The sequence below is a fragment of the Mesorhizobium sp. USDA 4132 genome (genome assembly GCF_056279545.1).
Genome location: NZ_JBWCCP010000002.1, coordinates 1352112 through 1373157, shown reverse-complemented (window position 1 = coordinate 1373157; position 21046 = coordinate 1352112). Strand labels below are relative to the sequence as shown.

Below are 21046 nucleotides of genomic sequence, written 5' to 3'. Positions count from 1 at the left end.
GTCGCTGTCGCGCAAAGCCTTCGGCTTACTTCTTGCGGACTTCCTTGAGCTCGGCGACAATGTTGTCGACCACCTCGGCGCCGATTTCGGCCTTGTGCTTCTCATAGACGACCGCGGACTTTTCGCGGATGCGCTGCTGCTCTTCCGGCGACAGCGTGTTGACCTGCAGGCCGGCCGCCTTGATCTTCTCGAGCGACTTCTTGTTCAAATCGCCGATCACCTGGCGCTCCACGTCGCGTCCGACGACTGCGCAGGCGCGCAAGGCTGCCTGCTCGTCCGGCGCATAGGTGTTGAATATCGCCTTGGAGAACAGGAAGAGGAATGGTGTGTAGGCGTGGTTCGTCTCCGTGACATATTTCTGCACTTCGAAGAACTTCGACGTGTCGATCGTCACGTAGGGATTTTCCTGCGCGTCGATCGCCTTGGTTTCGAGAGCCGAGAAGACTTCGCCGAAAGCCATCGGGGTGGCGTTGGCGCCGAGGTTCTGGAAGGTATCGAGGAAGATGTTGTTCTGCATGACGCGAACCTTCATCCCCGAGAAGTCTTCCCACTTGGTGACGGGGCGAACCGAGTTCGACAGGTTGCGGAAGCCGTTTTCCCAATAGGCGAGGTTGACGAGGCCGGCAGCGTCGAGCTTCTGGTTCATCATGTCGCCGAACTTGCCGTCGAGGACCTTGTAGGCTTCCTGGGCGTTGCCGAAGAGGAAGGGCAGATCGAAAACGCCGAGGGCGGGGACGATGCCGACCAGCGGCGACGACGACGTCACCACGGCTTCCTGGACGCCGGAACGCAGCGCCTGGGTGGCCTGCAGGTCGCCGCCGAGTGCGCCGCCCCAGAAGGCGGTCAACTTCATCTTGCCGCCAGACTTCTCGTCCAGGCATTTCTGCATCGCATTGATGCCGTTTCCAACCGGATGGTCGGCATTGATGCCGTTCGAGACGCGGATGTTACGCGCCTTGAATTCGGCGAAGGCCGGTACGGCCGACGCGCATGCGATGGCAAGGGCGGTGGTCGTCAGTAACAGTTTTCTCATATTATCCTCCCATGGATGAGCTTGAGACAGGTTTAATGGAGCCAGCGTGCAGGCACGAGCACGAGGCCTGGAAACAGGACCAGCAGGAACAGCACAATCGTTTCGGCAATCAGGAACGGCCATACGCCTGCCGTCACCTTGCCAAGCGGAATGCGTGCTACGCCGCTGACCACGTTCAATACGACGCCGACCGGCGGAGTGATGAGGCCGATGGAATTGTTCATGATGAACAGCACGCCGAAATAGACCGGGTCGATGCCAGCCTGCTTGACGATCGGCATCAGGACCGGCGTCAGGATCAGGATGGTCGGTGTCAGATCGAGCGCCGTGCCGACGATCAGCACCAGGATCATGATGGCGAACATCAGCAGCATCGGACGGTCGATCAGCGGCTCGATATAACCGACGATCTCGGACGGAATATTGGCGGCGGTGATCAGCCATGAGGACACCAGTGCCGAAGCCACCAGGAACATGATGACCGATGTGGTCTTGGCAGCCTGCAGGATGACGTGCGGCAGTTCGCTCGGTTTAAGCTCCCGATAGATGACCATGCCGACGAAGAGCGCATAGGCGGCGGCAACCACCGCAGCTTCGGTCGGCGTCATGATGCCGGCCTTGATGCCGCCAAGAATGATCACCGGCATGCCGAGCGCCCAGGCGGCCCTGCCGGTCACATGCAGCCGCTCGCTCATCGGCGCTTTCGGTAACGGCTGGACCTTATCCCGGCGCACGGTGATCAACCAAGCGATGACCAGCGCGACGCCCATCAGGATGCCGGGAAAGATGCCGGCGAGGAAAAGTTGGGTAATCGACACGTTGGCCGCGACGCCGAATACGATGAAGGCCATGGACGGCGGAATGATCGGCGCGATAATGCCGCCCGCCGCTATAAGACCGCCGGAACGGGGCACGTTGTACCCAGCCTTCGCCATCATCGGGATAAGGATGGCGGCAAGGGCTGCCGTATCGGCAGCGGCCGAGCCCGAAATGCTGGCCATGATGACGGCTGCCATGATCGCGACAATGCCGAGGCCGCCGCGGATATGGCCGACACAGGCAATCGCGAAATCGATGATGCGGCGCGACAGGCCGCCGGAGTTCATCAGCTCACCGGCCAGGATGAAGAATGGAATGGCAAGCAGGGTAAAGGTGTCGACACCGGCGATCATGTTCTGGGCGATGATCTGGGTGTTGAACATGTCCATGTACCACATGAGCACGACGCCGCAGAACATCAGTGAGAACGCGACGGGCACGCCAATCGCCATGGCTCCGAGAAGCGATACGATGAATACGATAAGTGTCATCAGGTACGCTCCGCCATCTGCTCGATCGTCAGGTTTTCACCGGCAAAGATGCTGATCTCGTCGGCCGTCGCCCGGCCGGTGACATAGCGGAACAGCCGCTCCAGCGCGATTAGCGACAAGCCGGCGCCGGTAAACAGGCCGATGCCGTAGACCCAGATCATCGAAATCCCGGTCACCGGCGCGCTCATGCTGGCGTTGATCTCGAACTGCTGCCAAGTCCCCCAGAAAAAGATCATCGAGCAAGCGAGGATGACGAGGTTAGACAGGATCATGCAGACGAGCCGGCCCTTGCGCCCGAAAAGCGCCACGACGCTTTCGACGCCGAGGTGACCATGTTCGCGAAAGGCGACGACTGCGCCGACGAAGCTCAGCCAGACGAAGAAGTAGCGGGACAATTCCTCAGAGACGGACATGCCGGAATTGAAGGCGTAGCGAAGAACCACATTGGCAAACACCATGATCGCCATTGCTGAAAGCAGCAGGATCAATAGGACTTCCAATGCCTTAAAAAATAGATCGATTGCCTTTTGCATATTCCCCTCCCGAATTCCTACAAACGCCCGCGCCGGGCGAGCGTCTTCGTCACCGTCGACAACCTCAAGTTCCGCTCCGGGCATTTGCCCCGATGATCCGCTTCATCGACCAGCGGCTCAAGCGGCAGGCTGGACGTCACGATGCGGTTTCCTATTTGATATGCGATCAGCCTCTCCTCCATCGCAAAGACCTCTCCAGCGCTCCCTCAATTGTCAGGATGTCTGACAACCCTCCACCTGCGGTATCTCTAAAGACAGTTTTACCCGCTGTCCAGCGGCCCTTGGCCTGTTTCAGGAAATCGCTGGATCGATCTAACTTGAGCCCCGGCCGACACCCCAATAAACCTCCAATTGAAGGTCGAGGCGGCTTGCCGCGCCGTGGAGATGATGGCGCATCGCTTCCCGGGCACAGACCGGATCGCGGCTGGCGAGGGCGTCGCGGATCGCGACATGTTCGGCGATCGTCACCTCGACGATTTCCGTCAATACGGCTGCCTCCCGAGCTGTATTGATGGCAAGATGAATTCGCTCCGCGATGAAACCGATGAATAGCAGGAAGTATTCGTTATGCGTGGAAGCCGCGATCTGGCGATGAAAGGCGAGGTCGGCGAGAATGCCTTTTTCGGTCCACTTCTCTCCGCCCGTCATCTGCTCGAGCGCGTCGTCGAGCCTCACAAGGTCTTCGTCCGTGTGATTGACCGCGGCGAGACCGGCAGCTTCGATCTCCAGTGGCAGCCTCAGCTGAAACAGGCTTTGAAAACTGGCTCGGTGGGCGAGATTGCCCTGTTCGATGCGAATCGAATGGCGGTGCTCGATATCGGTGGCAAACGCTCCGACACCCTGCCGGGTCTCGACCAGGCCCTCATTGCGAAGCTGCGCGATCGCCTCGCGCACGACAGACCGGCTGACGCCAAAGGTCTTTGCCAGAATATGTTCGGTGGGCAATTTTTCGCCGGCCGTTATCCGGCCGTCGCTGATCTCGCGTCCGATCTGCGACGCGATCCGGGCGGGCAGGTGTTCGTTTCGTCTGATCTGGCTGAAGTCCATTACCACGGCGCCGGCTCTCCCCTTGTGACGCTCTTCTACGACTTCCCGGTAAAATTCAACTGGCAGCCCGGGTTCATCACCATGTCAGGATCGATGGCATTCTTGATAGCCGTCAGCAGTCGGCGCTTGGTTTCGGGGAGGCGTGCATCGAAATCCGCCCGCTTGAGCCGGCCGATGCCATGTTCGGCGCTGAGGCTGCCGTGGAAACGGTCAAGCACCTGGTTCAGGATCGTTTTCGACTGATAGATCCTTTCGAGCCGCTGCTGATGGGGCAGTTCCACGGACGGCAGGACGTTGAGATGAACATTTCCATCTCCGACATGACCGTAGGAGACACAGACGCAATCGGGCAGCGCTTCGTGGATCGCCTTTTCGGCCTCGGCGACAAAGGAAGGTACCTTGGAGAGCGGAACCGAAACGTCGCTGCGCATATGAACCCCACGTTTCGCCTGACCCTCGTTCATTCCTTCACGAATCAGCCAAAGGTTTCTCGCCTGCGCCTGTGACGAGGCAATCGCGCCGTCGACGACGATGCCATCTTCCATGACCCCTTCAAGGAAGCGCTGCATCAGGTTGTCGATATCGACGAGGCCCGAGCCGGATACTTCCATGAGGACATAGCAGGGATAATCGGCGGCCATCGGGATCGGCAGATCCGGAATGGCCTCCCGGGCGAGCGTGAAGGCGAGTGGCGGCATGAATTCGAAAGCGGACATCAGGTCGCTGCAGTCGCGCCGGGCACGGCGATAGAGGGTGATCGCATCCTCCAGGGATGCGAGACCGACAAGGGCGGTCGCAACCTGATCCGGATAGGGCGTCAGCTTGATCGATGCGGCGGTGACGATGCCGAGCGTTCCCTCGGCGCCGATGAAGAGCTGCTTTAGATCTATGCCGCGATTGTCCTTCCGGAGCGTTGAAAGCCCGTCGAAAATCGTGCCGTCCGGCAGCACGACCTCCAGGCCCAGCACCAGTTCGCGCGTCATGCCGTATCGGAGCACGTTGATGCCGCCGGCATTGGTCGAGATATTGCCGCCGATCCGGCAGCTTCCCTGCGCACCGAGGGCCAGCGGAAAGAACATCCCCTCCGCGGCGATAGCTTCCTTCAGCTCCCACAGGATGCAGCCCGCCTCGACGACGGCGGAGAAGTCGTCGGCGTCGATCTTGCGGATGCGGTTCATGCGTTCGAGGCTGAGAACGACCTGCCGCTCCGGCATATCCGGAATAGCGCCCAGCACAAGGCCGGTATTGCCTCCCTGCGGAACAACGGCGAGGCCGAACTCACGGCAGGCTTTGACGCAAGCGGCCACGTCTTCCGTCGACCGCGGCCTGAGGACGGCAACCGCCGAACTGGTAACGTCCCCGTGCCAGTCGCGACAATATCGCGCCATCGCATCCGCATCCGTCAAGACAAGGTCTTCGCCAAGCATCGATCGCAGGAGGAGGCGATGCTCTCCGGACGGGTCAGTTTGCAGGCTCGTCATTCTCGGTGGTTCCTTCGGAAGATCCGTCCCTTGGCTGGATAGTTTGATTTGCTCTGCGCCTTGTCTCGGCGCACAACTATCCTGTTTTCAACCGAAGCATATAAGGTTATCAGACAACCGTATAATATAAATATTAGCGTATCCGGGCAGTCGTCGCCTCGGGTCGAGACGGGAGGAAGCATGCATATTCTGATCATAGGCGCGGCCGGGATGGTAGGCCGCAAACTGACGGCGCGTCTCATTGCGGAGGGCGGCATTCTCGGCAAGCCGATCGACAAGCTGACCCTCGTCGACGTCGTGAAGCCCGAGCACCCGCAGAGTTTTTCCGGGTCCGTGGTGACGAGCGACGCCGACCTCTCGATGCCGGGCGAGGCCGAAAAACTCATCAGGACCCGCCCCGACGTGATCTTCCACCTTGCCGCGATCGTCTCGGCGGAGGCTGAACTCGATTTCGAAAAGGGCTACCGGGTCAACCTGGATGGCACCCGCTACCTGTTCGATGCGATCCGCCTTGCAAACGGCGAGGACGGCTACAGGCCGCGGGTCGTCTTCACGTCGTCCATCGCTGTCGCGGGTGCCCCGCTGCCATTCCCCATTCCCGATGATTTCCACCTGACGCCGCTTACCAGCTATGGCACACAGAAGGCCATTTCAGAGCTGCTTCTTTCGGACTACACCCGCCGCGGTTTCTTCGAGGGCATCGGCATCCGGCTGCCGACCGTGTGCATCAGGCCCGGCAAACCGAACAAGGCCGCATCCGGCTTCTTCTCCAACATCCTGCGGGAGCCGCTGATCGGGCAGGAGGCGATCCTGCCCGTGTCGGATGACGTGCGCCACTGGCATACATCGCCTCGCTCGGCCGTCGGATACCTCGTCCATGCGGCGAATATGGATCTCGATCAGGTCGGCCCGCACCGCAATCTTTCCATGCCGGGCGTCAGTGCGACCGTCGGCGAGCAGATCGACGCGCTCCGCCGGGTGGGGGGCGAAAGAGCGGTAAACCTCATTCGTCGGGTACCGGACGAGATGATCATGAAAATGGTTGCGGGCTGGGCGCCAGGTTTCGAGGCAAAACGCGCCACCGCCCTCGGCTTTACCGCGGAGAAAAATTTCGACGAGATCATCCGGGTCCACATCGAGGATGAGCTCGGAGGCTGCGCGTGATGAGAAATCCGCGCGGCGACTAAAGGGTTTGTCCTTCAAAACGAACGGTGGCCTTCGCTCAGATGTCCGAATGCTTCAGAGCGAGGCCGCTGCCGACACACCCCGATCGTCGGATCATCAGGGGCAGCGTCGATTGTCGCCTGGCAGTTGATTGTGAGAACGCAGCAACTTTGCGGGTTCGAACAGGGTTTCACGATTGGCTGCCATGCGACATCTCATGTTCGTAAAGCTGTTCCATGCTCAAGGTTGCAACTTCGGCAAAGGGCGTCTGATTGCGGACGCGGCCGGCACCGAGAATGACAACCTCGTCGCAGAAGGAAATGGTGCTGTGATGATGGCTGACAACGATCGTGGTGCGGCGCCCGGCTCTTAATTTCAACGTCTCCACGATCGATGCCTCGGACAGGCCGTCCATGGCATTCGTAGCCTCGTCGAGGATCAGAATTTCCGGATCGCGGACCAGAGCTCTTGCCAGGGCGATCCGCTGTCGTTGACCGGCAGACAGGCTCGCTCCCCGGTAGCCGACGACAGTTTCATATCCGTCAGGCAGCTTCTCGATAAATTCATGCGCCTCGGCAAGTCTGGCCGCGTTTTCCGCCGCGAGAAGGGAGGTCTCGTGGCCGTAGACGATATTCTCGAAAATGGTGCCATCCACCAGTTCAAGATCCTGGCTGGCAAGCGCAATCTGTCGGCGCCACTCGGCGGGATCGATTTGGTCGAGTGGAATGCCGTCGACAAGAATATTCCCCTGATCCGGCTCCACAAACCGGCATAGGAGATTGACGATCGTGCTCTTGCCGGCGCCCGACCGTCCGATAATTGCCGTCGAGCGGCCCTGGCGAATATCAAAGCTTACCGAACGCAGGACCACGGGCCGTGTGCTGGAACCCGGATACCTGAAGGTCACCTGGTCGAACTTGATCTGCCGGCGGAGCCCCTGGATCGGACGACTTCCCTGGGGCGCCGCTGGTTTGTCGGAGGAATCCAGTAGCCATCCAACCTCTTCCAACGCCCCACTCCATCCCTGAATCTGGCTCCAGGCCATCTGCAGCGCGCGGACATGCGGTTGCAGCCTATAGAGCAGGACGACAAAAGCCACGATGACCGGGAAACCGACCCCAATCCGCCATGCGCTGACAACCACACCCAGAAAGAGGGCGGAATGCAGGACTTCGGTTAGCGGGGGGAGAGCTGCCTGGCGGCTGTTAAGAACGAAACCCGCCTTTCGCACGGCATTCGAAGCCGCGTCGAAGATCGTTCCTTCACGTTGTTCCTGTCCGAATGCGCGGATGAGGCGCCCGGCGTGAACAAGGTGAAGCATCCTCGCGGCAAGCTCACTGTTGAACGACGTGACGTTGCGGCTCGGGCCCTTCAGGCCTGCCGATAGCAAAGCATGGATGGCCTGGATCAGGACAAGCCCAAGTGTGACACACAGCGACATCTGCCACGAAAGAAGCAGCAAAAATGCGAGCAGGATAATGGCCGCTGACGCATTCACGATCGCTGCAAGGATGGTCTGGACCGCATCCGAGGCCCGCCAGGACTCGTTGGAGATGATGTTCAGCAACCGCCCCGGGCTTTGCTGCAGGAAGAACGGGTAGCCGATCGTCAAAAGCTGGTCGGCGAGACGGTTCCGGATCGAATGGCCGGCCTTGCCGTATATGAAATTGGCAAGCACCGCGTTCGCAAAAGCCAGCACGTTCTTCACGGTGATCAATCCGAGAATGGCGGCCGCGATGACGATCAGCCGGGTCTGATCGTCCAATCCGGTTCCCACCCGCTGAAAAACGGCGGAAAGGCCGGCCATTCCCGAAGCATTATTTTCACCGGCAATGATGCTGAGCATGGGGATGACAAGACCAATGCCGGTGCCTTCGAGAACGGCGCTGCTCAGTCCCAGGATGACGACGATAGCCAACAGACCGGTGTTTTTCCCCAGAGCGTTGCGCAGGAGGTGAGAACTCGATGTGAGGACATCTAGCATGGCGGCGATTCCCGTTGCGGACGGGGCAGATGGCTGGTCGTCCCAGGATCCGCCTGTTTGGGCCACCGAATGGCAAGCAAGGCAAACTTGGCTGCTCCGACCAGGTTCATGCCCACGATCGTCAGGTGGGAGAGGGAAATTTCCGGATCGAAACGGTAGCCGCCGAACAGCTCCCGCCAGGCCGATCGGGTCGTCCAGCAGAAATGACGAAGCAGCCAGGGAGCCTTGAACGCATGCTTGATGCAAAGACCGCCGTTTCCAAGGCTGTAATCCCGGTGAAGTTGTTCGATTGCATCGCGTGTGGTTCGCCCGTGAAAATGCTGGACCGTCATGTCGGGAACATATTCGATTGGAATGCCGAGTTGATAGGCACGGACGAGGTAATCCGTGTCTTCTGCGGACCGCAGCGGGCCGCCGGCCCCGAACCGCTCGTCAAAGCGCCCGATGCAGGCTGCCGCTTCTCGATGCATGGTCATGTTGCAGCCAAGCACGAACCCGCCCGGATGAACATCCGGCGTGAAACGGGCCCGGAATCGCGACCGCTTGATTGTAAAAGGCAGATCGTGCGGGCTGCCGAGATCGACGCGGCCGCCCCGGACGATGCATCGCTCGCCTGCCGAATAATGCCGGTTCAGATCCTGGAGGTAGGAACCGTCGACGACGCAGTCATCATCGACAAAGATCAGAAGCCTGCCTCGCGCTCGCTCCATTCCCGTATTGCGCGCGGCAGCAAGGCCAGGCCGCGGCTCCACCATCCATCTGACGGGAACAGCGGATTTCGCCGCGATGCGGGATAAACGCGTGGCTGTATCGTCGGTGGATCCATTGTCGACCACCACGAGCTCGCAGTTTAGGGAACCGGCTTGGCAGGCGGCTTCGATCGAGCTGATACATGCCTCGAGCGCGGCCGCCCTGTTGCGGGTGCAGACGATAAAGCTTGCATCGATGGGGTGACCCCCATCGGGGGACAGAGGGGGACGCTCTCTGGGCATCAGGCGAGCCCTCGAAGCGGTAACACCGTCTTGGCCGGCACCGATTGATAGTACCGTGCCACCCCATCGAGCCGCCGGATCGCCTCTTCCGACATGCGGCTCAACCAGGGCGCAGCGACGGCGGCTCGAAGGCCATAACGCTCCCGCCGCCGGATGACGTCCCATTTTCCCGTTCGCATAAGAAATGCGTGGGTCAACTCAGGACGTTGCTCATCGGCAATGAATTGGTAGAGGAAATAGAAGAAGCACAGGGCGCCCTCTGCGTAGCTGCGAGCGCTCGCACCAACTTGCTCGGCGACCTTTCCTTCGATCGCGAGCACGCAATCGGCGGCTCGGCGCACCGTTTCCGGCGTAACGGCCGCGCCGATAGCAAGAAGAGCACCGGGATCATCGTTAAGAGCCTGCCGTTCGAGGTTCTCGGCGACGATCTTCAGATGGGTTCGGCGCATTTGGCGCCTGTGCCTGTTGGTAACGCTGTCGCTGTGGATACGATAGGCGATCAGGCTCTCGTCGATCATCGCCGCCGGAAACGCGCGTGTAATGCGCCTGAAGAGATCGAAGTCCTCCGCATGGACATAGCTTGCGTCATAAACCAGCATGTCTTCCGGAATGATCTTGCGATTGTACATCACCGTCGAATGCAGGAAGATCGTGAAGAACAGCGACAGTATGTGCCAATCTCCTGACTGATAAATGGGATTTGGCGTGCTGCGCACAACGCGGTTGCCGAGAAGCCGATCGACTTCCGTTCCGCAGATCGCAAGCTGGGGCTGCTGTTCAAAGAGCGAGACCTGACGGGAAAAGCGGGTTGGATAGGAGATATCATCCGCGTCCATTCGGGCGACCAGGTCACCTCTAGCCAGGGCGATGCCCTCGTTCAAGGTCGCGATCAGCCCGCGGTTCTCGCGTGAGACAATGCGAACGCGATCGTCAAGCTTCTGATATCGGCGCAGAATATCCAGCGAGAGATCGTTCGAGCCGTCGTCGATGGCGACGATCTCAAAGCGCTTGTAGTCCTGGCGCAGAATGCTCTCGACCGCCGCAGCGAGATAAGGTTCGCCGTTGTAGACGGGCAATACGACGGAGATCAGCGGGGAGGACATCGTTCGACTCGCAATGGCGTGGCAATTTGAGGTTCCTGTACTTGCCCAGCCTTCGAAATGGCTGCGGCAGACGGCGCGTCATACGTCGGGTCAAGCCTTCTTTGGGGGACGTATGGGAAATAGCGCTTGAACTGGTTGAGTGGTTTTTCGAACGCCAGCCACGAGATCGCGGCCAATACCAATGTTCCGGTGGTTCCTAAGATGAGGCGACCGAAACCCTGTTCCGAGACGTTGAACGGAATCCAGGGTTGTGCGCCTACGACGAAGGACAGGACGATCGGATGGAACAGGTAGACCCCGTAGCTGACACGTCCGACAGCGTTAATCGGAGCGGATTCCAATAGACGGCCGGGAGTTCCCCGCAGGCCCGACGAACAGTATCCGACCAAGGCCGTGAGCGGAACAAGAGGAAGGACCTCCAAGCCGATCCAATTCATCCAGGCGAGCGTCGGTGACAGTGGGAGCGGTTTCAGCCACATCAAAATGGCCGTTGCAACAAGCAAGGGTGCCGAGCTTAGCCGCATCCAGTGCGGCAATGTCTGAGATCGCGCTCGATGGAGCGCAAGGAGCGCGCCGGCCACCAGAGCGTCCATCGACGCCGGAGGAAGGAGATCCCGCGCGAGCGAAGGCGTCCCCGTGAACGGCCAATAGAACCGATAGGCAAGCGAGCATGCGATGAGAGCAATGCAGATCGGCTCAAGCCAGCGGCGCGGGGCGAGCAGGATGACGAGCGGCCACACGACATAGAACTGCTCTTCTATGCTCAGGCTCCAGGTGTGACAAAGTACCCAGGGCGTCCATTCATCGCGAAGGGCATACCAGAAATTCGAGAGGTAAAGGGCATGCCATTTGATGCTGCCGCGCGCCTGCTCGAGGTTGACCAGCCAGACGAAGCTCAGCACCGCAAAGTACGGCGGAAATATGCGCAGCGCCCGGCGAATATAGAACGATCCTATCGCGGTGCGTGGTTCGTACTGGGCGGTAGAGCGCGCTTCCAGCAAAACTCGCGTTATCAGGAAGCCGCTGAGAACGAAGAACAGGCGTACGCCGATATGGCCCCAATGCGACCCGTCGGCCGCGAAAAAATGCGCGTATAGAACCATTGAGATGGCAAGAGTTCTAAGACCATCCAATTGTCGGTCGCGTGCATGAAGCATGGAGCCCCCAGTTGAGCAGAACTTGTGATAACTCCCGCTTCGCTTGTATTTTGCCGCCGTGCTTTGTTTGGAACCCCGAAAACCTATTTTTGCAGCCCGAAAAGTTCAGGCAAAATCCGACCAAACTGTGGCCACCACCGCGATTCAGACTTTAGCCCCGCAGCAGGCCAGCCTTTAGTCCTACTTCCAGACGCGGAGTTTAGCGGGCCGCGCCTCTTGAGAATCCGAGGCACGAGCGGGCCGCAACATTTCTTAATGCGACTACACAGTGCGGCTCCTCCCCATCGCTATCGTGTGACCAAACACGCCAGGGCGCTCGCCGGCCCAGTTAAAAGGTCCACTCCATGATCGCGTTATCGACCGTATCATCCACGCTTCGACGCTGCTGCGCGCTTTTCGGTAAAGCAGCGATGCTCGCATGTGCGTTTTCGACAGTGGCGTCCGCAGACGCCCAAATGCCGGTGACGACGATCGTCGCCAAGCGAGGCGCGCTGACGGAAAGGATCGAGGTGGTTGGTTCGCTCGCGGCGCGGGAAGAGATCGAGGTCTATCCCGCCGTCGTCGGCAAGGAGGTCAGGCAGATTCTGGTAGAGGCCGGGCAACATGTTGAGCGCGGCCAGGCGCTCGCGGTCCTGGACACGACCGAAGCACTGATGTTGCTGGACAAGAATGCGGTGAGCCTCCTTCGCGCGCGTGCTGCCGTGGCGGTTGAGAGCAGCAAGATAGATGTGGCAACGGTCACCGAAGCCGAAGCGCGCAAGAAGCTGGAACGCAGCCGCTCGCTACAGCCAAAAGGAGCGATCGCCGACAATGTCCTCGAGGAAGACCTGAATGCTCACGCCCGAGCCGTCGCGGAATTGCGACTGGCGCGCCAATCGTTGGAGCTCGCCAACGCAGATCAACAGTTGATCGCCAGCGAGCGGCGGCAAATCGAACTGACTGTTCAGAGAAGCACCCTGCGGGCCCCCAGCTCGGGTCGGATCTTGAGCCGGAAAGCGCGTGTCGGGGGGATGACATCGAGTTCCGCCGACCCTCTTTTTGTCATTGCTGACGATGATGATATCGAGTTCGTGGCGCAGGTGACGGAGACAAGCTTCGTTCGGCTGCGCGAAGGCATGAGCGCCGAAATTACCTTGCCAGGACGCGACCGAGCCATCGCGGGAACCGTCCGGTTGAATGCCGCGCAACTCGATCCCAAGACAAGAAGCGGGACAGTGCGGATCGAACTTGCAGACAAGGCCGGACTTATCCCAGGCGTCTTTGCGCGCGGTAACATCAGTGTCGAAAACCGGCAGAATGTTCTCCTTCCGGGAACGGCCGTCAAAAGCACGGCGGCTGGCCACAACGTCTACGTCGTTTCAGACGGGCTCGTGGATATCCGCCCGGTCCACATCGGATCACAGCAAGGCGGCTTCGTGGAAATCGTCGACGGCATCCGGGAGGGAGAGGAGGTCGTCCTGAAATCAGGTGCCTTCCTGAAGGCACAGGAGCGGGTGAGGCCCGTATTGGCCGCGACACCGGCAACGCGTGCCGACGCCTCCACATCTACGTCAAATCGGCTCGGAGCTCGACTTCAATGAACATATCGGCCTGGGCAATTCGCAACCCGCTTCCCTCGATCCTCCTATTCCTACTCCTTGTCACCGCGGGTCTTTACAGCTTTTCACGGCTGCCCGTTACTTACTTCCCGACCATCGACGAGCCGGCGGTGAATGTGACTATCGACCAACCCGGCGGCGCGCCGAGCGAGTTGGAGACTGAAGTCACTCGTCTTGTTGAAGACACGGTAGCGTCTCTTGCAGGCGTGGAAGAGATCAAGTCGACGGTCACTCAAGGCCGTTCTGTTACCGCTGTCGAATTTGAGTTGGGCGTGATTTCGCCAGACCGCGCCATGGGTGACGTCCGCGACGCGGTTGCGAAAATCCGCAGCGATCTTCCCGATGGAATAGATGAGCCTGTCATCGAACGGGCTGAAGAGGAAGCGCAGGCGGTGGTGACTTATGCCGTGACAAGCCAGGACATGACCGTTGCTGAGCTTTCGTGGTTCGTCGACGATGTTGTTGCCCGGCAGTTGCAGGGTCTGAAGGGCGTTGGCCGCATTGATCGTGTCGGAGGTGCTGACAGGGAAATCCATGTCGAACTCGATCCTTCGCGATTGCAGGCGCTCTCCCTGACGGCGAATGCCGTTAACGAAAGCCTCATCGCAAGCCAGTTGGATCGTTCTGGCGGCCGCAGCAACCTGAATGGCCGAGAACGGACGCTGACGACCGCCGCGGCGGCGCAGACGATTGCAGAACTGGGTGGTTCTCGCATCCTCCTGTCGGACGACGCCAGTGTGAAACTGGAAGATGTCGGCAGCGTCCAGGATACGATCACGGAGGCCCGCGCCTTTGCGACTTTGGATCAGGAGGACGTTGTAGGTTTCGCGGTCTATCGCTCAAAGGGTTCGAGCGAGCTAGCTGTTGCGGAGGAAGTGGCCGTCGCACTGGAGAAGCTACATCTCGAACAGCCGTCGATCCGCTTCAAGCTGGTCGACGACAATATGTCCTACACGGCGGGCAACTACAACTCGGCCATGCATACCCTCTATGAGGGCGCGGCATTGTCAATCGTCGTCGTATTTCTATTCCTGCGCGACTGGCGGGCCACGGTCGTGGCGGCAATCGCGCTTCCGCTTTCGATCATCCCGACCTTTTTTGCCATCGATCTCCTGGGCTTTTCCCTCAACATCCTCAGTTTGCTTGCGATCACCCTGGTGACAGGAATTCTCGTGGACGATGCGATCGTTGAAATTGAAAACGTGGTGCGTCACCGCGACATGGGCAAATCCGCCTACCGGGCTGCGTTGGACGCCTCTGACGAAATAGGGCTTGCTGTCATAGCCATATCCGCAACGATCATGGCTGTCTTCACACCCGTGGGCTTCATGAGCGGCGTGGTCGGGCTGTACTTTCGAGAATTCGGGCTGACCGTTGCGATAGCGGTGTTCTTTTCACTTCTAGTGGCCCGATTGATCACCCCAATCATGGCTGCATACATCATGACGAACGCTCCTCCGTCCCACATTCTGAGAGGGCGCCTGGTGTCGGCCTATGAGGGACTGCTGAAGGTCAGCCTGCGGTGGCGATGGATGACAGTCGGATCCGCATTTGCGGCTTTCGCACTGGCTTTATACGCCCTGACCTCCTTGCCGACCGCCTTTTTGCCGGAAGAGGATACGGGGCGGTTGACCCTTTCGGTGGAACTGCCCCCTGGGGCGGCTTTGCAGGAAACAAGAACAGCGACGGATGAAATTGCCGCCATGATCCGGCGGGATCCCGCGGTGGAAGGCGTATTCGTCAGGGCGGGGTCGAGTACGGCCGGACAGGAAGACGTACGCTATGCGGCCGTCCTGATCGATCTGCTCCATAAATCCGAACGCGACCGTTCATCGTTCTCGATACAAGCCGATCTTGAAAAGGCACTTTCCTCCATTTCGGACGTCAGGCTGCGCTTTCTCAATACGCGCGGAGGGCGGGACGTATCTTTCGCTGTCCTGTCCGCGGATGGCGCTCTTGCTCAGCAGGCCGCAGATAACATACTGCAGGAGCTCGCCGCTGACAGAAATTTCGTCAACCCGACCGCTGACAACGCGGCAACGCGACCAGAACTGCGAGTGAAAGTCGACCCCGACAAGGCCTCAACGATCGGTGTATCTCCGGCAGAGCTTGCGCGCACGATCCGCGTATCGACGGTGGGTGACGTCGACAGCCGACTGCCCAACTTCATCGACGGCGGCCGACAGATCCCAATCCGCGTGCTGCTCCAGACGCATGCTCGCGACGATTTGCCAACCCTTGAAATGCTGTCGGTACCGACGACGAGAGGGACGTCGGTTCCGTTGTCTTCCGTCGCCGACGTCAGCTTCGATGAGAGGGTCGCCACCATCGAGCGATTTGATCGCCAGCGTCGCATCGAAATCTCAGCGGACATGGCTGACGGCATGACGTCGGGCCAAGGTCTCGACAGGCTGGCACAGCTCGACAGCGTCAAGAGCCTGCCGGCGGGCGTGCGCATTCAGGCGACCGGGGATTCCGATACCGAAGGCGAGGTGTTCTCAAGCTTTGCGGTGGCGATGGGATCGGGCGTCATGCTTGTACTTGTCGTTCTCATCCTCCTCTTCGGAAGCGTGCTGGCGCCCTGGACCATTCTGGCCTCCCTTCCCCTGTCCATCGGCGGCGTTGCAGCCGGCCTCATGCTGAGCGGCAACGCCGTCTCGCTTCCCGTCGTCATCGGTATCCTGATGCTGATGGGGATCGTGACGAAAAACGCCATCATGCTCCTGGACTTCGCCATTGAACGCGAAGCCCATGGGCTGTCTCGGGTCGATGCGATCGTTGAAGCCTGCTCGGAGCGAGTTCGCCCCATCATCATGACCACGTTCGCTATGATCGGGGGAATGGCCCCCTCCGCGCTCGGGGTAGGGGACGGAGGCGAATTCAGGGCGCCGATGGCGATCGCGGTGATTGGCGGTCTGCTCGTGTCCACGGTTCTATCGTTGATCGTCATCCCGTCGCTCCACCTGATCGTTTCCGACTTTGGCGATCGTACCGCTCGGATCTTCAAGCCCTTCCTCCAGTCGGCCGAGATCTGAAGGTTGCAGGCGCCGCAAGGACGCTTGCACTACCAATGGAGGGCCGGCCAACCACCTGGCCGGCCCTGCCGTATGTTGCCGAGCGTTTTTTCCGCAGCGCCGCCACTTTGCCGGTCACGTCAATTCTGCGTCGCGATGCGAGCGGCTGCAGCGCTTATCGCCATAGCAGGGTGCGTTCGGTATCCTGTACACTGCGAGCAGCGACCGTAACAAAACTTAATAAAGCGAAATATTCGAGGACCAGCAGCCGGCCCATTGTCAGGTCCTTAAACAGGAAAAGACCTATGCAGCCCAATTCAGCATCCGCGAAGATATTGATCGTGGAAGACGACTTCGAAATCGGCAATCTTCTGGCGTCGACAATTCAGGAAAGCGGGATGCTGCCGACTGTGGCTGAGGACGGAAACGTGATGCAGTCCCTGCTTCGCAGCAATTCCTATGATCTGATCATCCTCGATGTCATGCTGCCGGGCGAAGATGGCCTAAGCATTTGCAAACGCATCCGTTCGGAAAGAACGATCCCGATAATCCTGTTGACGGCACTCGGAGAGGAAGTCGACCGGATCGTGGGACTGGAAGTCGGCGCCGATGACTACATTACGAAACCCTTCAGCCCAAGAGAAGTGGTCGCTCGGATTCGCAGTCTCCTGCGTCGCGCCTCTTACGGCCTGACAAGTAGCTCTGCTCAAAGGAAGCTGCGGTTTGACGGATGGGTGATTGACCCGATGCGGCGCCGGCTTCACGACCCCGGCAACGCTCGCATCGCTTTGACAACAACGGAATTCGATCTTCTGCTGGCGTTCTGCAGAAATCCGGGCAGGGTCATCACCCGCGAGGAGCTGCTCTTGTTTACCCATTCCGGGCTGGCTGGGCCGATCGAGCGCAGTATCGATGTGCATATCAGCCGCCTCCGTCAAAAGATCGAGGCTGATCCTCGCGAGCCAACGCTCCTGCAGACGGTCAGGCTGGGAGGATATACTTTTACCGCGTCGGTAGAGGAAGTCTGAAACAGAGGCCCCAATCTTTCTCCGGCGCCGCAACTGCCATATTGCGCACGGCAACGCATGTCGCCTGCGGATCGGATGCGATCCGTGCAGGCGACACGCCATTTATTTTCGCTCGCCGGCTTTAGAACTTGTAGCCGACAAAAGCAGAAACGGAAGGCTGGATCTTCTTCTCGACGATCGGGCTATCCGCGGCATCTCCGGTGAGCACTCCGATGCCTGCTTCACCACGCACCAACCAATGATCGCTCAGTGCGTATGTGGCGGAGGCAGAAAAATCGACACGCTTCAAGCCTGCTTCTGCTTTATATTCAGGCAGGCCTGAACGTGCCGACTGAGCGGCATCGACGCCAAAATAAGCCTGCATATGTTTGTCATTGGCCACGGTGGCTTCGGCGCGTGCGCCCAGAATGAGACGCTCCGTGACCGGGGCCGAGTACTCTACCCCAAACTTTCCGATCAGGCTTTCACTGCCATTGATGGTCTGGTCGACGCTCGCATAGATTTTGACCGGACCCCAATCATAGCCGACTTTTGCGCCGACTGTTGCGGCGAAGTCGATGTCGCCGAGGCCGCGGAGGCGATCACCGTCACCCTCATCCCGCCCTGATTCGTAGCCAACCGCAGCGGAAATGGAAAATCCGCCTTGATCCAGGACAGTGACGCTGATCCCACCTGGATCGATTTCCAACCATTTGCCGTAGGTAAACACGACGAAGGGAATGGGGCTGACTTCAAATTCGTCGCTCCCTTCGTATTTAGGCTCGTAAGAAGCGCCTGCGCCAAGGATCAGGCTCCAATTGCGCTCCGGTTGGCGTTTGTCGAAACGCTGCTTGTCGAAAGGTGGCTCCGGCGTCTGCTCGGTGGCGGTCTGGTCGGCGCCATAGGCGTTTGGAGAAAATCCCGCAACGCTGAATGCGGCGCATAAGGCGAGGGGCGAAAGACGCCGCTTGGCTTTTTTAAGATGTAGCATAAGGGCTCCAGAACAGGTTATCAGTCCCCCCAACAGAGGAGCCTGCGATGGCTTGTGTTTCATGCTGGAGCCCTCGGTTGCGTGTTTTTTTGTTGCACTTTGTTGCAGCCCGCCGCGATCGGCAACGAGGCGGCCCCGCCGTAACAAAACGTAATAATCGCGCAGCAGGAAACACGGGATCTTGTGAGGGAGTTCGACTATGTTTCCGGTTCGCCGAGCGGCCTCGGCTCAAGCGCGCTTCTCAATTCCAAAAGGGTGCTCATGTTCTTTCGCCGGCTTCCAGGCCTATCGACGATCCATAGTCAGATCACGGGCGTCATTCTTCTCAGCCTCGCCATCACCGTTTTAGGCGGCTCTTTTCTCAAGCAGCGGGTTGAAACCGGATACTCGCTAGTTGATGTTGAGGAACTCGCCGACAGTGTGTTCACGATAAGCTCCATCCTCAAAACGGCCACGCCCGAAGAGCGCGACATCGTTCTTCAAGCAGCCAATCGTGCCGGTTGGCACTTCACTCTGCGACCTCGCGCCTTGGCGGAAACGTTCAAGAGCTCATCGCCGGAGGAAAGCGTCCTGGACGCTACGATAGACTGGCTTTTTTCGCCCGATGGGAGGCAGACGCCACTCGGCGGCTGGAAAACCTTTCTTGATGACAAGCGCGTCGTCTCAGCCGAGATTGACGATAAAACAATCCTCGTTTTGGGCGGCCTTCCCAACACGGCGTTCTGGAGCGAGGTCCTCGATTATCTGGTGGCGGTTATTACTTTGATCGTGCTGTTTTCTTCGTTCGGGGTCTGGGCAATCACGCGGCCGCTACGGAAGATTGCTTCCGCGGCTGCGAACGCTGACATCACGTCTGGTCGGGTAATCTTCGAAGAGGAAGGCAGCGTGGAGATCGTCGCTGTTGCGCGCTCCTTGAACGGGATGAGCGATCGTATCACCGATATGATCCACGGCAGGACGCGGATGCTGCGTGGGGTGAGCCACGATCTGCGCACGCCATTGACGAGACTAAGACTTCGAATAGAGCGGGTCGGCGACGGGCAATTGCGCGATATGTTGCTGGCGGATATCTCTCGCATCGATAGTCTCCTCAAAGAGAGCCTCAGCTATCTGCGTGACGACCATCATCGTGAGCAGGTAGAAACGATTGACCTGGCAACGACGCTGCAGACGATCTGCAGCGAGTTTGACGATGTGGGCCACAAGGTCGACTATATCGGCCCCAATCATCTGTCCGCCAATTGCAAGCCTCTCGCGATAACGCGTGCAGTGACCAACCTTTGCGAAAACGCTGTGAAATTTGGCGACAAGGTCGCAATCGAGCTGAAGCGAAGCGGAGACAAGGTCGTTGTCGACGTATCGGACAATGGCCCCGGGATACCGAAGCAATCACGTGCGCAGGTGTTGGAGCCATTCTTCAAGCTGAATGCGGCGAGGACTGATGGCAACGCCGGGTTCGGGCTGGGATTGTCCATCGTTGGAGAAATCGTGCAAGCTCACCGAGGAACGCTGGAACTGTTGGACGGGGAGCCATCCGGCCTCTTGGCGCGGTTAACGTTTCCAGCAGATCTCCAGGCTGACGGCATTACCGCACAGGTGCGGTGAAGGCTTGCGCGTATGGCCTTAATCCGCCTGCGGGCATCCTTCTTGCTTCGCCTATCTGCGCGGTGACCACCTCAGCTATGGCTATAACTCGGCGGGTTTGCCCGCTCTGGGCCGGCATTTGCTGCGGAGGCATGGGCGCCCGCGTCGAAATTGTCTGCAGCATTGGTGAGGGAAGCCAACATCGCGTCCGCCTGGTTGAAATATTGTTTGATCCATGGGACGGGGCCGACGCCAAATCGCCTTTTCGATCCCCACCGCTGGCCTTTTTCGACCATCGTATCCCAAGGCCTCGGCTTCCCGTGGAAGACGATGATTTTTGCGTTCCGCGGCTGCCTGATCCTCGGCAGGAGCAGATTGATCGGAAAGTATTTTGTGCAGCTTCTCTTGAAGCTGACGCAGAAACCTGTCGGCCAGTAACTTTTTTGCGGCACCGCCTGCGTCAGGTAGGACTGGTCGTTTTTGAATTGCGCGATGATCGCCTCAGCTTTGCCTACGAAGTCGTGGTAAATTCCATCGACATGTCCTGCATGAAATCCAAAGACAGATGACTGGGCACCCCTGTCCGGCCTGAAGCTATTTGGGAGAAGGCTCCAGAGATCCGGATTCCATTCCCGTTGGATCACAAAATGACGGCGCTCCCGAAGCACGCCGACCAGCGGGGCGAGTGATTGTTGGATTATGACGTCGAGATCGAGGAAAAGCACGACGTCTCCGGGCGGGAAAAGACCCGGGGCAAACACGCCGATCTTGGGCCAGCACCCTCGTCTCCACGCCTGCTCAGGCAAGCCGAGATTCGGGATATGACGAGTGAGAATGCCGGAAGCAAGGCCGCGACGATCGTCGGTCAGGCAGACAAACTCGAACGGCTCCTCCATGTTGCGCAGCACACCGGCATAAAGAGCATTGACATGGCTGGCGGTGAAAGCCGTGCCCCATTTCATGCAAACAATCGTAACCAACATGCCGCTCCATCGATAATCTGGAGACGGTCTAAGCGACTTCGGCGCGAATGATTGTTTATAGTTGT

At 59.2% G+C, this 21046-nt stretch carries 16 protein-coding genes; 5 read left to right on the top strand and 11 right to left on the bottom strand.

Annotated features, from left to right (window positions below):
- Positions 1 to 25 precede the first annotated feature (25 nt).
- From ACZ9IU_RS29215 to ACZ9IU_RS29195, 5 genes are all read right to left on the bottom strand, one after another.
- Positions 26 to 1033, bottom strand: a complete 1008-nt coding sequence (locus ACZ9IU_RS29215; RefSeq protein ID WP_040124369.1) for a TRAP transporter substrate-binding protein — start codon at positions 1031 to 1033, stop codon at positions 26 to 28.
- A gap of 32 nt (positions 1034 to 1065) precedes the next feature.
- Positions 1066 to 2343 (bottom strand): TRAP transporter large permease, encoded by a 1278-nt coding sequence (locus ACZ9IU_RS29210; RefSeq protein WP_040124370.1) that lies wholly within the window; start codon positions 2341 to 2343, stop codon positions 1066 to 1068.
- Positions 2343 to 2876 (bottom strand): TRAP transporter small permease, encoded by a 534-nt coding sequence (locus ACZ9IU_RS29205; RefSeq protein ID WP_040124371.1) that lies wholly within the window; start codon positions 2874 to 2876, stop codon positions 2343 to 2345. The genes ACZ9IU_RS29210 and ACZ9IU_RS29205 overlap by 1 nt, the downstream gene beginning before the upstream one ends.
- 312 nt (positions 2877 to 3188) lie before the next feature.
- Positions 3189 to 3923, bottom strand: a complete 735-nt coding sequence (locus ACZ9IU_RS29200; RefSeq protein ID WP_040124372.1) for a FadR/GntR family transcriptional regulator — start codon at positions 3921 to 3923, stop codon at positions 3189 to 3191.
- 35 nt (positions 3924 to 3958) lie between these two features.
- Positions 3959 to 5404, bottom strand: coding sequence for an FAD-binding oxidoreductase (locus ACZ9IU_RS29195; protein ID WP_040124373.1), 1446 nt, complete (start codon positions 5402 to 5404; stop codon positions 3959 to 3961).
- A gap of 180 nt (positions 5405 to 5584) precedes the next feature.
- Here ACZ9IU_RS29195 and denD point away from each other — a divergent pair, with 180 nt between their 5' ends.
- Positions 5585 to 6568 carry a D-erythronate dehydrogenase gene (gene denD, locus ACZ9IU_RS29190; RefSeq protein WP_040124375.1) on the top strand — a complete coding sequence of 328 codons (984 nt, stop codon included), beginning with the start codon at positions 5585 to 5587 and terminating at the stop codon, positions 6566 to 6568.
- A gap of 190 nt (positions 6569 to 6758) precedes the next feature.
- On the opposite strand, the gene ACZ9IU_RS29185 is transcribed toward denD, so the two are convergent.
- Genes ACZ9IU_RS29185 through ACZ9IU_RS29170 form a run of 4 tightly spaced genes read right to left on the bottom strand, consistent with a single transcriptional unit; the run spans position 6759 to position 11804 of the window.
- Complete coding sequence (locus ACZ9IU_RS29185) at positions 6759 to 8552, bottom strand: ABC transporter ATP-binding protein (RefSeq protein WP_040124376.1); 1794 nt, start codon at positions 8550 to 8552, stop codon at positions 6759 to 6761.
- Positions 8546 to 9544, bottom strand: a complete 999-nt coding sequence (locus ACZ9IU_RS29180; RefSeq protein WP_051900357.1) for a glycosyltransferase family 2 protein — start codon at positions 9542 to 9544, stop codon at positions 8546 to 8548. The genes ACZ9IU_RS29185 and ACZ9IU_RS29180 overlap by 7 nt, the downstream gene beginning before the upstream one ends.
- Complete coding sequence (locus ACZ9IU_RS29175; protein WP_040124378.1) at positions 9544 to 10647, bottom strand: glycosyltransferase family 2 protein; 1104 nt, start codon at positions 10645 to 10647, stop codon at positions 9544 to 9546. The genes ACZ9IU_RS29180 and ACZ9IU_RS29175 overlap by 1 nt, the downstream gene beginning before the upstream one ends.
- Positions 10632 to 11804 carry an acyltransferase family protein gene (locus ACZ9IU_RS29170; RefSeq protein WP_080719322.1) on the bottom strand — a complete coding sequence of 391 codons (1173 nt, stop codon included), beginning with the start codon at positions 11802 to 11804 and terminating at the stop codon, positions 10632 to 10634. Before ACZ9IU_RS29170 ends, ACZ9IU_RS29175 begins: the two co-directional genes overlap by 16 nt.
- Before the next feature lie 455 nt (positions 11805 to 12259).
- Here ACZ9IU_RS29170 and ACZ9IU_RS29165 point away from each other — a divergent pair, with 455 nt between their 5' ends.
- From ACZ9IU_RS29165 to ACZ9IU_RS29155, 3 genes are all read left to right on the top strand, one after another.
- Entirely contained in the window at positions 12260 to 13384 is a 1125-nt protein-coding gene (locus tag ACZ9IU_RS29165; protein ID WP_040124380.1) for an efflux RND transporter periplasmic adaptor subunit, read from the top strand.
- Positions 13381 to 16437, top strand: coding sequence for an efflux RND transporter permease subunit (locus ACZ9IU_RS29160; protein WP_040124381.1), 3057 nt, complete (start codon positions 13381 to 13383; stop codon positions 16435 to 16437). The genes ACZ9IU_RS29165 and ACZ9IU_RS29160 overlap by 4 nt, the downstream gene beginning before the upstream one ends.
- A 284-nt stretch (positions 16438 to 16721) precedes the next feature.
- Positions 16722 to 17444 (top strand): response regulator transcription factor, encoded by a 723-nt coding sequence (locus ACZ9IU_RS29155; RefSeq protein WP_040124382.1) that lies wholly within the window; start codon positions 16722 to 16724, stop codon positions 17442 to 17444.
- A gap of 121 nt (positions 17445 to 17565) precedes the next feature.
- Here the strand turns inward: ACZ9IU_RS29155 and ACZ9IU_RS29150 are convergent, their stop codons facing one another.
- Entirely contained in the window at positions 17566 to 18414 is an 849-nt protein-coding gene (locus ACZ9IU_RS29150; RefSeq protein ID WP_040124383.1) for a MipA/OmpV family protein, read from the bottom strand.
- Between the two features lie 183 nt (positions 18415 to 18597).
- Between ACZ9IU_RS29150 and ACZ9IU_RS29145 the strand changes: the two genes are divergently transcribed.
- Positions 18598 to 20019, top strand: a complete 1422-nt coding sequence (locus ACZ9IU_RS29145) for an ATP-binding protein (RefSeq protein ID WP_244447597.1) — start codon at positions 18598 to 18600, stop codon at positions 20017 to 20019.
- A gap of 71 nt (positions 20020 to 20090) precedes the next feature.
- Here ACZ9IU_RS29145 and ACZ9IU_RS29140 read toward each other — a convergent pair whose 3' ends face one another.
- Positions 20091 to 20960 (bottom strand): hypothetical protein, encoded by an 870-nt coding sequence (locus ACZ9IU_RS29140; RefSeq protein WP_051900359.1) that lies wholly within the window; start codon positions 20958 to 20960, stop codon positions 20091 to 20093.
- Between the last annotated feature and the right edge of the window lie 86 nt (positions 20961 to 21046).

Excerpts from the sequence above, each read along its gene's own strand:
- ACZ9IU_RS29215 (WP_040124369.1), bottom strand. The coding sequence starts at position 1,033 with ATGAGAAAACTGTTACTGACGACCACCGCCCTTGCCATCGCATGCGCG.
- ACZ9IU_RS29210 (WP_040124370.1), bottom strand. The coding sequence starts at position 2,343 with ATGACACTTATCGTATTCATCGTATCGCTTCTCGGAGCCATGGCGATT.
- ACZ9IU_RS29205 (WP_040124371.1), bottom strand. The coding sequence starts at position 2,876 with ATGCAAAAGGCAATCGATCTATTTTTTAAGGCATTGGAAGTCCTATTG.
- ACZ9IU_RS29200 (WP_040124372.1), bottom strand. The coding sequence starts at position 3,923 with ATGGACTTCAGCCAGATCAGACGAAACGAACACCTGCCCGCCCGGATC.
- ACZ9IU_RS29195 (WP_040124373.1), bottom strand. The coding sequence starts at position 5,404 with ATGACGAGCCTGCAAACTGACCCGTCCGGAGAGCATCGCCTCCTCCTG.
- denD (WP_040124375.1), top strand. The coding sequence starts at position 5,585 with ATGCATATTCTGATCATAGGCGCGGCCGGGATGGTAGGCCGCAAACTG.
- ACZ9IU_RS29185 (WP_040124376.1), bottom strand. The coding sequence starts at position 8,552 with ATGCTAGATGTCCTCACATCGAGTTCTCACCTCCTGCGCAACGCTCTG.
- ACZ9IU_RS29180 (WP_051900357.1), bottom strand. The coding sequence starts at position 9,544 with ATGCCCAGAGAGCGTCCCCCTCTGTCCCCCGATGGGGGTCACCCCATC.
- ACZ9IU_RS29175 (WP_040124378.1), bottom strand. The coding sequence starts at position 10,647 with ATGTCCTCCCCGCTGATCTCCGTCGTATTGCCCGTCTACAACGGCGAA.
- ACZ9IU_RS29170 (WP_080719322.1), bottom strand. The coding sequence starts at position 11,804 with ATGCTTCATGCACGCGACCGACAATTGGATGGTCTTAGAACTCTTGCC.
- ACZ9IU_RS29165 (WP_040124380.1), top strand. The coding sequence starts at position 12,260 with ATGCCGGTGACGACGATCGTCGCCAAGCGAGGCGCGCTGACGGAAAGG.
- ACZ9IU_RS29160 (WP_040124381.1), top strand. The coding sequence starts at position 13,381 with ATGAACATATCGGCCTGGGCAATTCGCAACCCGCTTCCCTCGATCCTC.
- ACZ9IU_RS29155 (WP_040124382.1), top strand. The coding sequence starts at position 16,722 with ATGCAGCCCAATTCAGCATCCGCGAAGATATTGATCGTGGAAGACGAC.
- ACZ9IU_RS29150 (WP_040124383.1), bottom strand. The coding sequence starts at position 18,414 with ATGCTACATCTTAAAAAAGCCAAGCGGCGTCTTTCGCCCCTCGCCTTA.
- ACZ9IU_RS29140 (WP_051900359.1), bottom strand. The coding sequence starts at position 20,960 with ATGAAATGGGGCACGGCTTTCACCGCCAGCCATGTCAATGCTCTTTAT.